Source organism: Streptomyces sp. NPDC043738 (genome assembly GCF_056436545.1).
Map to the genome: position 1 here is coordinate 21,648 of NZ_JBWKCJ010000044.1, position 13,064 is coordinate 34,711.

The 13,064-nt window shown below is 74.9% G+C and carries 5 protein-coding genes; 1 reads left to right on the forward strand and 4 read right to left on the reverse strand.

The genetic code is table 11. The features are described 5' to 3' along the window. Positions 1-80 precede the first annotated feature (80 nt). The 4 genes from AC0680_RS35540 to AC0680_RS35555 form a co-directional block, all read right to left on the reverse strand. The gene (locus AC0680_RS35540; protein WP_478637158.1) at positions 81-1,481 is read right to left on the reverse strand and encodes a dipeptidase; all 1,401 of its coding nucleotides are present in this window, start codon (positions 1,479-1,481) and stop codon (positions 81-83) included. 10 nt (positions 1,482-1,491) lie between these two features. Further along, complete coding sequence (locus AC0680_RS35545) at positions 1,492-5,307, reverse strand: ATP-dependent helicase (protein ID WP_478637160.1); 3,816 nt, start codon at positions 5,305-5,307, stop codon at positions 1,492-1,494. Between the two features lie 90 nt (positions 5,308-5,397). Beyond that, positions 5,398-8,829, reverse strand: coding sequence for an ATP-dependent helicase (locus AC0680_RS35550; protein WP_478637189.1), 3,432 nt, complete (start codon positions 8,827-8,829; stop codon positions 5,398-5,400). A gap of 332 nt (positions 8,830-9,161) precedes the next feature. Further along, positions 9,162-9,581 (reverse strand): MGMT family protein, encoded by a 420-nt coding sequence (locus AC0680_RS35555; RefSeq protein WP_478637162.1) that lies wholly within the window; start codon positions 9,579-9,581, stop codon positions 9,162-9,164. Between the two features lie 221 nt (positions 9,582-9,802). Here AC0680_RS35555 and AC0680_RS35560 point away from each other — a divergent pair, with 221 nt between their 5' ends. Then, the gene (locus AC0680_RS35560) at positions 9,803-12,826 is read left to right on the forward strand and encodes a lysylphosphatidylglycerol synthase domain-containing protein (RefSeq protein ID WP_478637164.1); all 3,024 of its coding nucleotides are present in this window, start codon (positions 9,803-9,805) and stop codon (positions 12,824-12,826) included. The last annotated feature ends 238 nt before the right edge of the window (positions 12,827-13,064 follow it).

Sequence of the window (13,064 nt, forward strand, 5' to 3'; positions counted from 1 at the left end):
GTGATTGCTGCGTACGGTCGCGGAGCGGTGCGGCGATGGGGGTACCTCCCGTGCCCTCAAGGCTACGGGGGCGAGCACGGTCAAGCCGTGCGCCAGTTCTCCGCCAGGTCCCCCCACAGGTGGGCGGCGGTCTCGACGCCCTTCATCAGCAGGTCGAGCTCGACCTTCTCGTTCGGTGCGTGCCAGCCGTCGGAGGGGACGGAGATGCCCAGGAAGAGGACCGGGACACCCAGGACGTCCTGGAGGTCGGCGGCCGGCCCTGAGCCGCCCTCGCGGGTGAAGCGGATCTTCTGTTCGAAGGCGCGTCCCATGGCGCGGACGACGGACTGGAGCGCCGGGTGGTCGAGCGGGGTGAGGCAGGGGCGGGTGGCTCCCCAGAAGGTGATCTCGTGGCGGATGCCGGGCGGGAGCCGGTCGGCGACCCAGTCGCGTACGGCTTGCTGGACGGCGGCCGCGTCCTGGCCCGCGACCAGCCGGAAGGAGAGCTTCAGCTGGGCGGAGGACGGGACGATGGTCTTGCCGCCGGGGCCCTGATAGCCGCCGCCGATGCCGTTGACCTCGGCGGTGGGGCGGGCCCAGATGCGCTCCAGGGTCGTACTGCCGGCCTCGCCGAGCGCGGCGTGGGAGTGCGCGGTGCGCAGCCACTCCGCCTCGTCGAAGGGCAGCTCGGCGAAGAGCTCGCGCTCGCGGTCGGTGAGCTCGATCACGCCGTCGTAGAACCCGGGAACGGCGACGCGGCGGTCGTCGTCGTGCAGGGCCGCGGCCAGCCGGGCGGCCTCGGTGGCGGGGTTGGGCACGGCGCCGCCGAACGAGCCGGAGTGGATGTCCTGGTCCGGACCGTGAAGATCGATCTGGCAGTCCGTCAGCCCGCGCATGCCCGTGCAGACCGTGGGGGTGTCCCTGGACCACATGCCGGTGTCGGAGACGATCACCGTGTCGCAGGCGAGGCGGTCGGCGTGCTTGTCGATCAGAGCCGGGAAGTTCGGGGAGCCGGACTCCTCCTCCCCCTCGATCAGCAGCTTGAGGTTGACGGCGGGGGCGCTGCGGCCGGTCGCGGCCAGGTGCGCGCGCACGCCCAGGGTGTGGAAGAACACCTGGCCCTTGTCGTCGGCGGCGCCGCGGGCGTAGAGCCTGCCGTCGACGGTCTGCGGTGCGAAGGGGTCGGTGTGCCAGCCGTCCTCGCGGGCTGCGGGCTGGACGTCGTGGTGGCCGTAGACGAGCACGGTCGGCGCGGCGGGGTCCCCGGAGGGCCACTCGGCGAAGACCGCGGGCAGGCCGTCGGTCTCCCAGATCTCGGTGGTCGGGAAGCCGGTGTCGGTGAGCTTCGCGGCGAGCCATTCGGCGCTGCGGCGCACATCGCCGGCGCGCTCCGGGTCGGCGGACACCGAGGGGATGCGCAGCCAGTCCGCGAGGTCGTCGAGGAAGGCTTCGCGGTGGCTGGTGATGTACGCGCGGACGGCGTTGTCCGGGGTTGTGCTCATACGGCCGAGCCTATCGGCCTTCTGGGGGAGGCCGGTCGGCGGTCTCACCGAGCAGGATCCGTTCGAGACCTGCCCGGCCGGGCAGGCGGGCTGGTCTGACCAGCTCGCCGCTGCGGACGTAGAGGAAGGCGGCGCCGACGGCGGACGGGGGCAGGCCGTAGCGCTCGGCCCAGGCGAGGCGGTAGATCGCCAACTGGAGGGGGTCTGCCGTCCGGTCGCGGCCGGTCTTCCAGTCGATGATCTCGAAGCGGTCGCCGTCGGGTCCGCGTTCCTTGTAGACCGCGTCGATGCGGCCGCGGATCACCCGCCCGGCGAGCGTCAGCTGGAAGGGGGCCTCGATGCGGAACGGTGTGCGGTGGGCGTACGGGGTGCGGGCGAAGGCCTCCTTCAGGGCCTCGAGGTCGCGTTCGTCGGCGATCGGGGGCTCCTCGCCGTCCTCGGCACCGGGCAGTTCGTCGGGGCCGAGCAGCGGCAGGGTCAGCTCCTCGAAACGGGACTCGACCCAGGCGTGGAAGCGGGTACCGCGGCGGGCGCCGGGCTGGGGTGGGCGCGGCATGGGGCGGGCCAGCTCGCGGGCGAAGCCGTCGGGGTCGGCGGCGAGGCGGAGCAGCTGGGTGGCGCTGAGCGCGGCGGGCAGCGGGACCTCGCGGACGGTCGCGCGGGAGCGGCGCAGCTCGGCGGCGAGCGCGTCCAGATCGCGGTCCCAGGAGCCGAGGATGCGGCGCTCCTCGGGGAGGAGGGTGTGCGGCGAGGTGCCGCCGCGGCCGGGGGCCGGGACAACGGGGCCGGTGGGGGCGGGCTCGGCGGGGGCGGGATCGCCGGGATCTGGTCCCGTGCTGCCGGGTTCGCCGATGCCGGCTTCGGCGGCAGGATCGTCGGGAGCTTGTCCGGTGCGGCCAGGCTCGGCGATGCCGGGTTCGGCGGCAGGATCGTCGGGAGCTGGTCCGGTGCGGCCGGGCTCGGTGAGGTCAGGCTCGCCGGAGCGTTGGGCGACGATGCGGGGTCGGGGCGGGGCGGCGTCGGGGGCGACGTACGGCACGGGCCCGTTCGACGGGGCCGCTTCAAGAGCCCCGTCGAACGGGTCGGCGGTGAGCGCCTCGTCATACGGGTCGGCGTCGAACGGGTCGGCGTCGGGAGCCTCGTCGTACGGCCAGGGCTCGTCGAACGGGTCGGGCTCGGGCAGGTCGTCGTACGGGTGCCCGGGCTCCTCCGCCGCGTCGTCCGCCGGTGGCGGTGGCCACTCCGGGTCGTGCACGGCGAGCGGCGCGGGCGCGGAAGCGGGGGCGGGCGCCGCCGGGCCGGCGCGGCGCGCCAGATGGGCGCGGACCCTGGCCGCGGCCTCGCGGCGACGGGCCATGGCCGTGGGGTCGAGGGGCAGCGGCCAGGCCTGTTCCGCGGCGGCCTCGGCGAGGGCGGGGTTCTCGGCACCGTCCTCCGGGGGCTCGGCCCAGAACTCGATCTCGCCGTGCCCCGCTTCGCAGTGCTCGCGCAGCGCCTCCAGGAAGACCGACGGGCCGCGGGGGCGCTTCTGATGGGGGCCCCACCAGTGGCCGGAGCCGAGCAGCAGGGAGCGGGGGCGGGTGAAGGTGACGTAGCCGAGGCGGAGTTCCTCGGTCTCCTGGTGGTGCTTCATCGCCTCCTTGAAGTCCTTCAGGCCGCGGGCGGCCCACTCCTCGACGTCCGGGAGGGTGGCGGCGTCGCCGCGCAGGGCGTGCGGCAGGACCTTGGCCCGGGCGGTCCAGGACTCGCGGGACTGTTCGCTGGGGAACTGCTTGGCGACCAGACCGGGGACGGCGACCACGTCCCACTCCAGGCCCTTGGATTTGTGCGCGGTGAGCACCTTGACGGTGTTGTCGCCTCCGGGGAGGGAGCTGTCCAGGCCCTTCTCGTACTGGACGGCGGTGCGCAGGAAGCCGAGGAAGGCCAGGAGGGAGGCGTCGCCGTCGAGGGATTCGCCCCCCTGCTTGGCGGCGAAGCCCGCGGCGATGTCGAGGAAGGTGCCGAGCGTTTCGCGGCGGCGGGCGGCGAGGGCGTGCGGGGACGCGGAGAGCTCGACCTCCAGGCCGGTGGCGGCGAGGATCCGGTGGAGGACGTCCATGAGCGGATCGCCCAGGGAGCGCCGCAGGTCGCGCAGCTCGGTGGCGAGGTAGGCGAAGCGCACCCGCGCCTCGGCGGAGAACGGCAGGCCGTCGTCGGGCCCGTCGGCCTCCAGGAAGGTGTCGAGGGCGTCGGCGAGCGAGATGGTCTCGGCCGGGTCGACGCCCTCGACGGCCTCGGCGAGGCGCTGCGCGGGATCGTCGGACGGGCCGCCGTGGTGGACGAGCGCGCGGGCACGGCGGCCGAGCAGGGCCAGGTCCCGGGGGCCGATCCGCCAGCGCGGGCCGGTCAGCAGGCGGACCAGGGCGGCGTTGGCGGTGGGGTCCTGGAGGACCTCGCAGACGGCGACGAGGTCGGCGATCTCGGGCAGATGCAGCAGCCCGGAGAGGCCGACGACCTCCACCGGGATGTCCCGGGCGACCAGTTCGCCCTGGATACGGGCGAAGTCGGCGGCCGTCCGGCACAGTACGGCGATCTCGCCGGGCGGGGTGCCGGTGCGGACGAGATGGGCGAGGGAGTCGGCGAGCCACCCGAGCTCCTCGGCGTGGGTGGGCAGCAGGGCGCAGCGCACGATGCCGTCGCGCTCGGCCCCGGGGGCGGGGCGCAGCGCCTCGACGCCCTCGTGCATGCCGCGCAGGGGCGTGGCGAGGCCGTTGGCGAGCGCGAGGAGGCGGCCGCCGCTGCGGCGGTTCTCGCTCAGGGCGTACCGGCGGGCGGGCGTGCCGTCCTCGAAGGGGAAGTGGGCCGGGAAGTCGTCCAGGTTGGCGACGGAGGCGCCGCGCCAGCCGTAGATGGCCTGGCAGGGGTCGCCGACGGCGGTCACGGCGTGGCCGGTGCCGGAGCCGAACAGGCCGGACAGCAGCAGCCGTTGGGCGACGGAGGTGTCCTGGTACTCGTCGAGCAGGACGACCCGGAATTCGTCGCGCAGGATCCGGCCCACCTCGGGGCGGGTCGTGGCCAGGGTCGCCGAGTAGGCGATCTGGTCGCCGAAGTCGAGCAGGTCGCGGCGGCGCTTCTCACCGCGGTAGGCGGCGACGAGGTCGAGCAGTTCCAGGCGGCCGCGGGCGGCTTCGGGGACCTTGCGCAGGTCGGCGTTGCTGAGCTTGACCCCGTCGAGGGCGGTCAGGAGGGCGGTGTCGTGGGCGCGGAGCCGGGCCGGGTCGACGAGGTGCTCGGCGAGCTCGGCGTCCAGGGCGAGGAGGTCCTCCACGAGGGAGGGCAGGGAGGTCGTGAGGGACGGATAGGGGCCGGGGGCGGCGCGCAGGGTGCGCGCGGCGAGCTGGAAGCGGGTGGTGTCGGCGAGCAGCCGGGCACTGGGCTCCAGGCCGATGCGCAGGCCGTGGTCGCTCAGGAGCTGGCCGGCGAAGGCGTGGTACGTGGAGATCCGGGGCTCGCCGGGGGGCTGGTCGGCGGGGGCGGCTCCGTCGGCCTGTGGGAGGGCGTCCGGATCGGTGACGCCGGCGGCCAGCAGCGCGGCCCGCACCCGCTCGGCGAGCTCGCCGGCCGCCTTGTTCGTGAACGTCAGCCCCAGGACCTGCTCGGGAGCGACCTGGCCGGTGCCCACCAGCCACACCACCCGCGCGGCCATGACCGTGGTCTTTCCGGAGCCGGCTCCGGCCACGATGACCTGCGGGGCGGCCGGGGCGGTGATGCACGCCGTCTGCTCCGGTGTGAACGGGATGCCCAGCAGCTCCTTGAGCTGCTCGGGGTCGGTGATGCGGGCTGACACAGCGAAAACCGTAACGGGCGGCACTGACAATCGCCGCCGGCGATGGCATCCGCGCAGGTCACAGCCCGCTCCCCGGCAGCCGCTGCCGGCTCACTCCACCACGTGCCGGCCCTCCGGCTGCGCGCTGCACGAGGCCCGGAAGGTGCAGTGGGCGCAATGCGTCCCGGTCGTGGGCGTGAACCGCTCCTCCAGCACGCGACCGGCCGCGGTGGCGAGCAGCTCGCCGACCCACTCGCCGTTCTCGCCGTTCCCGCCGTCCTCGCCCTGCTCACCGCTCCCGCCGCGCTCACCGCTCCCGCCGTCCAGCGGCGGCTGCGTCTGCACGGCCGGCAGCGCGTCGCCGCCCTCCTTCCGCGGCGCGCCGAGGCGCAGATGCACCAGCTCGGCGCCGCCCGCCTCGGGAGTGCGCCCCTCGAAGACCTCGTCGACGGCGCCCTCCCGCACCGCGAGCTGGTAGACGGCGAGCTGGGGGTGGCGGGCGACCTCCGGTCCGGTCGGCTTCTGCTTGCCGGTCTTGAAGTCGACGACGTACGCCCTGCCCTGCGCGTCCCGGGAGACGTGGTCCATGCTGCCGCGGATACGGACCTCATAGGCGCCGGCCCGCAGCGCGACGTCGAAGCCGTGCTCGGTGGCGACGGTGTCGCGGCCGCGGGTCTCGCGCTCCATGACGTGCCAGCGCAGGAAGCGCTCCAGGGCGGCACGGGCGTTGTCCTTCTCCTGGCGGGACTTCCAGGGGGCGTCGAAGGCCAGCGCGTCCCATACGGAGTCCAGCCGCTCCATCAGGACGGTCAGGTCGGCGGGCGTGCGGCCGGAGGCGACCTCGTCGGCGAGCACATGCACGACGTTGCCGAAGCCCTGGGCGGCGCTGGCGGGGGTGTCCGCCTTGACCTCGCGGCCCAGGAACCACTGCAGGGAGCAGGTGTTGGCGAGCTGGTCGAGGGCGCTGCCGGACAGGACCACCGGCCGGTCGCGGTCGCGCAGCGGAACGGTGCTGCGGGTCGGTTCGGCAAGGCCCCACCAGCTGTCGGGGTGGGCGGCCGGCACCAGGGGCCGGTGGTCGTCGTCGTGCAGGGCGGCCAGCTTGGCGAGTCGCTCGGCCGCCGCCTCGCGCAGCGCCGGGCTGGCGGCCGGGTCGACGGTGGTGGCGCGCAGCTCCGCGACGAGCGCGGCGACGGCCAGCGGGCGGCGCGGGCGGCCGGTGACGTCCTGGGGGGTGACGCCCAGCTCGGCCAGGAACCGGGAGGGCTGGTCGCCGTCGTCGGCGGCGGCCTTCACGGCGGTCACCACAAGGCGCTCGCGGGCCCGGGTGGCCGCCACGTAGAACAGCCGGCGTTCCTCGGCGAGCAGCGCGCCCGGGGTGAGCGGCTCGGCGAGGCCGTCGCGGCCGATCCGGTCGGCCTCCAGGAGCGAGCCGCGGCGGCGCAGGTCCGGCCAGAGCCCCTCCTGGACGCCGGCGACGACGACCAGCCGCCACTCCAGGCCCTTGGCGCGGTGTGCGGTCATCAGCCGTACCGCGTCGGGCCGGACCGTGCGGCGGGTGAGGGTGTCGGCGGCGATGTCCTGGGCGTCGAGCTCCTCCAGGAAGTTCAGCGCGCCGCGGCCGCCGGTGCGTTCCTCGGCGCGGGCCGCGGTCTCGAAGAGGGCGACCACCGCGTCGAGGTCCCGGTCGGCGTTGCGTCCGGCGGCGCCGCCGCGCCGGGAGGCCCGCTCCAGGCGCTGCGGCCAGGGGGTTCCGTCCCACAGCTCCCACAGCGCCTGCTCCGCGGTGCCGCCGCCGACGAGCAGTTCGCGGGCCTTGCGCAGCAGCAGGCCGAGCCGCTGGGCGCCACGGGCGTAGGCGGGGTCGTGGGCGACCAGGCGCTCGGGTTCGGCGAGCGCCCGGGCGATCAGCTCGTCGGAGGGGCGCGGCAGCGGCTGCCCGGCGGCGCGCTCCTCCTCACGCAGGGCGCGGCCCAGGCGGCGCAGGTCGGTGGCGTCCATTCCGCCGAGGGGGGAGGTCAGCAGGTCCAGGGCGGTCTCGGCGTCGAGCCGGTGGGAGGAGGCGGCCTCTTCGGCGGCCCCGCCCACCGCGTCCTTCGCCGCCGCGTCCCCGGTGTCACCGGACCCCGCGGCCACGGTCCCCAGCGCCGCCCGTGCCGCGGCCCGCAGCGCCGTCAGCAGCGGGGCGACGGCCGGTTCGTGGCGCAGCGGCAGGTCGTCGCCGTCGATGTCGAGCGGCACCCCGGCGGAGGTGAGCGCGCGGCGCACGGCGGGGATCGAGCGCCCCCCGGCGCGTACGAGGACGGCCATCTCGCCCCAGGGCACGCCGTCCTCCAGGTGGGCGCGGCGCAGGATGTCGGCGACGTTGTCCAGTTCGGCGCCGGGCGTCGGGTACGTGAACACCTCCACCCGGCCGCCGTCGCGCACGGCGGCCGGCTCGCGGTGGGCGCGTACCTGCCGGGCCGGGAGGCGGGTGAGTGGCATCCGGCGGGTCAGCGACCGGGTGGCCGCGAGCAGCTCGGCGCCCGAACGCCGGGAGGTGCCGAGGACCGCCACCGGGGCGGGGGTGCCGTCGCCGCGGCGGAAGGTCTCGGGGAAGTCGAGGATGCCGTTGACGTCCGCACCCCGGAAGGCGTAGATCGACTGGTCGGGGTCGCCGAAGGCGATCAGCGTGCGCCCCGGGGAGCCCGGCCGCCCGGCCGCGCCCTGATTGCCGGCGAGCGCCCGCAGCAGCCGCACCTGGGCGACGTCGGTGTCCTGGTACTCGTCGACGTAGACGGCGTCATAGGCGGCGGCCAGCTCGGCCGCGACCTCGGCGCGCTCGGCGAGCAGGACCGCGCGGTGCACCAGTTCGGCGTAGTCCAGGACGCCCTGGCCGTCCAGGACGTCGAGGTACTCGGCGAGGAAGCCCGCCGCGGCGCTCCAGTCGGGCCGTCCGGTGCGCCGGGCGAAGTCGCCCAGGGCGTCCGGGCCCAGGCCCAGTTCGCGGCTGCGGGCGAGCACCGCGCGGACCTCGTCGGCGAAACCGCGGGTGGTCAGGCAGGCCCGCAGCTCGTCCGGCCAGCTGATCCGGCCGCGGCCGGCGCCGGCCAGCTCCGCCTGCCCTTCGAGCAGTTCGCGGACGACCAGGTCCTGCTCGGGTCCGGACAGCAGCCGCAGCGGATCGGCGAACAGGTCGGCGTCCTGATGGGCGCGGACCAGCGCGTAGCAGAACGAGTGGAAGGTCGTGGCCTGCGGAATGCCCGCCCGTCGCCCGCCACCGCCCTTCCCCGTAGGCCCTTCGGGCTGCCCCTCCAGATCGCGCAGCCGCACCGCGAGCCGGTCGCGGAGCGCCACCGCGGCCTTCCGGCTGAAGGTCAGGACGAGGATGCGCTCGGGGTCCGCGCCGGCCCGCACCCGGCGCCCCACCGACTCCACCAGCGTCGTGGTCTTGCCGGTGCCCGGTCCGGCCAGCACCAGCAGCGGCCCCTGGCGGTGGTCAACCACGGCGCGCTGGTCTGCGTCCAAGGCAGGAGGATCCACCCGCTCCGGTGGCGTACGCACCAGTCGGTACGCACCGGAGGCGTCCCGCCGCTCCGCCCGGTAGGGCTGCGATGGGCGTACCGCCCGCTCGAGCGGAGCCGAGAGCGGGGGAGGGACGGCCGAGAAGGAGGAACTCACGTGGATCGCCGGTCCTGAGGAGGGTGCTGGTCGTGGTGCGGATGCGGTGCGGGGCGCGCCGCGGTGCGGGGAGCCGGCCGTGCGGCCGGTCCGGCCGGGTGCCGTACGGCGGGGCGGCGGGGGCGCCCCGTGCCGTGACGGCAGTGCCCGACGCTACGCCAGAAGCCGCGCGGGCCGCAGTCCGTCCCCCGGCCCCCCGCGCGCTGCCGCCGCGGCTAGAGCTCCCCGGCGCTCTCCGGGCGCCCGTCCCAGCGGGCGCGCCGGAGATCGAGCCTCGGTATGTGGTCGTCGGCGGACCCGGGGGCCGCGCGCAGCGGTGTGCCCTCGTCCCGGTAGTGCGCGAGCGCGCGCAGTTCGCTGCCGGGCAGCAGCCGGCCGTCCGCGCGCACGACACGCCACCAGGGCACCGCGCCGCCGTAGAGCGCCATCACCCTGCCGACCTGCCGCGGCCCGCCCACCCGTCGCCCACCGCCGCCCTTCGCCGCAAGCCCTTCGGGCTGCCCCTCTTCATGGAGCCACTCCGCGACATCGCCGTACGTCATCACCCGGCCCGCCGGGATCAGCTCGGCGACGGCCAGGACCCGCTCCGCGTACTCGGGCAGCTCACCCGCCGCCCCATCTCCGGTCCCACTCATTCGGTCCATCCTGCCGCACGGCGCCGACAATGGGACCGGACACACTGTCCCGCGCCACGTCGGAGGCCGGCGGCAGGGTGCCGCCCGCCGCGGCACGGGCGGGGTGACACCCGCTCCCGGACGGCAGCGGGGGACGAGGTTCCGCTTCCCGTACCCCCGAAATGCACCCTGATGCCCTCCTCCACCGGTCGGTCGTGCCACCATCTTCCGGACGGTGACTGGTGATACGAGATCAAGAAGAGACGGCCGAGCAGGGTGCAGCGCCTCCACGGGAGGCGGGCGCCCCTGACGCACTGCCCGTCGACGCCACCGACACCGCCCCCGACCCGGCCGCACCGACCGAGCGGCCGCAGCGGCGGCAGGTGGCACCAAAGGGGAAGCACCAACGGAGGCCGGCCACGGCTTCCGCTACCGAAAAGGCGAGCACGATCAAGAAGGCCGAACGACCCGGGGCGTCTGAGAGGCCGAAAGGGCCCGCGGAGCCCGAACCACCCGAGGGGCACAAGGAGGAGCCGGGCACCGAGCAGCGAGGCGACCAGGACGAGCAGGTCGAGCACGGCAAGGGCGCCGAGCCGGTGTCCGGCACGGCCCGGGCCAGGGCCCGTACGGGCTCGCACCGCGCCGACCTGAGCGCCGACGAGCACGGCGAGTTCCACGTCGACCGGGTCTCCGGCGACGAGCCGCTGCTGCCCGCCCGTGTGCACCGGCCCGCCGACCTGCTGCGGCTGCTGCTCGGCATCGCGGGGATCGCCCTGGTCCTCGGGCTCGCCACCTTCGCCCACGGCACCACCGCGGGCCTGGCGCGGGACATCGGCACCGGCGCGAAGGCCGCGCCGCCGCTGCTGATCAACCTGGCCGGACTGACCTCCAGCGTCCTGGTGCTGATCGTGCCGGTGGCGTTCGCCGTCGAGCGGCTGATCAAGCGCGACGGGCTGCGGATCGCGGACGGGGTGCTCGCCGCCGTCCTCGCCCACGGGGTGTCGCTCGCCACCGACCTGTGGGTGGCCGAGTCCGCCCCCGCCTCCATCCGGGTCGCACTGACCCAGCCGCTGGCCAACGGTTCGCTCTCCGCCCCGGTGCACAGCTATCTGGCACCGGTGATCGCCTATATGACGGCGGTGGGGATGTCCCGGCGGCCGCGCTGGCGGGTCGCGATGTGGGTCGTGGTGCTGCTGGACGTCGTCGCGGTGCTGGTCGGCCGGTACACCACCCCGTTCGCGATCATCACGACGGTGCTGATCGGCTGGACCGTCGCGTACGGCACCCTCTACGCCGTCGGCTCCCCCAACGTCCGCCCCACCGGCCAGAACCTCCTCGCCGGGCTGCGCCGGGTCGGCTTCCACCCGGTCAGCGCGATGCGCGCGGAGGACGCCCAGCACACCGACCAGACCGAGCAGAGCGACCGCGGCCGCCGCTACATCGTCACCCTGGAGGACGGCCCGCCGATCGACGTCACCGTCGTCGACCGCGAGCAGCAGGCCCAGGGGTTCTTCTACCGGGTCTGGCGGCGGCTGTCGCTGCGCGGCATCAACCAGCGCCGCAGCCTGCAGTCGCTGCGCCAGGCCCTGGAGCAGGAGGCGCTGCTGGCGTACGCGGCCATCGCGGCCGGCGCCAACGCCCCCAAGCTGATCGCCACCTCGGAGCTCGGCCCGGACGCGGTGATGCTGGTCTACGAGCACATCGGGGGCCGCACCTTCGACTCGCTGGCCGACGAGGAGATCACCGACGCGCTGATGCACAGCGCCTGGCGGCAGGTCGAGGCGCTGCAGTCGCGGCGGATCGCGCACCGCCGGCTGGTCGGCGACGCCCTTTTGGTGGATCGTTCCGGCAGCATCGTCCTGACCGAGCTGCGCGGCGGTGAGATCGCGGCCGGCGATCTCGTCCTGCGGATGGACATCGCCCAGCTGCTGGCCACCTGCGGGCTGCGGGTGGGCGCCGAGCGCGCGGTGGCCGCCGCCGTCGAGGTGCTCGGCCCGGACGCGGTCGCCGACAGCCTGCCGCTGCTGCAGCCGATCGCGCTGAGCCGCACCACCCGCGCCACCCTGCGCCAACTGGCCCGGGAGCGCTCCAAGCGGGAGCGGGAGGCGGTACTGGCGGCGTCGCAGGCCGCCAAGGAGGCGCGGGAGGCACGCGAGGCGGAGGGGCCGAAGGACCGCAAGGCGATACGGGCCGAGCGGCACGCGGAGAAGAACGCCGAGAAGCGGGCTCTGGACGAGGCCTCCGAGGAGGCCCGCGAGGAGGATCTGCTCGCCCAGATCCGCCGGCAGGTCCTGCTGATCCGGCCCACCGCGGTGATCGAGCCGGCGAAGCTGGAACGGCTCAGCCCACGGATCCTGATCAGCTGGATCGCCGGGGCGTTCGCCGCGTACCTGCTGCTGTCGCAGCTGACGCACTTCAACCTCGACGACGTCATCAGCAAGGCCCAGTGGTGGTGGGTGCTGGTGGCGATGTTCTTCTCGGCGCTGACGTACATCGCGGCGGCGATGAGCCTGCTGGGCTTCGTCACCGAGAAGGTCGGCTTCGTCAAGACCGTCGTCGCGCAGATCGCGGGCAACTTCGTGAAACTGGTGGCGCCCGCGGCGATCGGCGGAGTCGCGCTCAACACCCGCTTCCTGCAGCGTGCCGGGGTCCGGCCGGGCCTTGCGGTGGCGAGCGTGGGCGCCTCCCAGCTGTTCGGCCTGGGCAGCCACATCCTGCTGCTGCTGACCTTCGGCTATCTGACCGGCATGCAGAGCAGGCAGGACCAGTTGTCGCCGTCCCGTACGGTCATCGCCGGTCTGCTGACGGTGGCGGTGCTGGTGCTGGTGGTGACGGCGGTTCCGGTGCTGCGGAAGTTCGTGGTGACGCGGCTGCGGTCGCTGTTTGCCGGCGTGGTGCCGCGGATGCTGGACATCCTGCAGCGCCCGCGGAAGCTGATCACCGGCATCGGCGGGATGCTGCTGCTGACAGCCGCGAACGTGATGTGCCTGGACGCCTCGATCCGCGCGTTCGGCGGCGGGGACCAGCTGAGTTACGCCAGCATCGCGGTGGCCTTCCTCGCCGGCAACGCGCTGGGATCGGCGGCGCCGACACCGGGCGGTCTGGGCGCGGTCGAGAGTGCGCTCATCACGGCGCTGACACTGGGGGGCCTGGGCGGCGACATCGCCTTCCCCGCGGTGCTGCTGTTCCGCCTGATGACGTTCTGGCTACCGGTGCTGCCGGGCTGGCTGGCCTTCACCCACCTGACGCGCAAGGGCGAGATCTGAGCGGGCGTGTACCCAGGCCAAGTGCCCCGCACCTGAGGGGAGCACTGCCCACCCATCGGGCACTGCCCACCCGTCGGGCGCGACGCGCCCGACGGGCCAGCCGTGACCGGCGCGCCACGCCCGGTCGGCCGGTGATCACTTCGGTGGGGGGGGGGGGGGGGGGGGGGGGGGGGGGGGGGGGGGGGGGGGGGGGGGGGAAGAGAAGAAAGACCCCACGGAAGAGAAGAACCCTTCGAAG

What these genes read in the sequence shown, in the direction of transcription:
- AC0680_RS35540 (WP_478637158.1), bottom strand. Translation starts at nt 1,481, where the DNA reads ATGAGCACAACCCCGGACAACGCCGTCCGCGCGTACATCACCAGCCAC.
- AC0680_RS35555 (WP_478637162.1), bottom strand. Translation starts at nt 9,581, where the DNA reads ATGAGTGGGACCGGAGATGGGGCGGCGGGTGAGCTGCCCGAGTACGCG.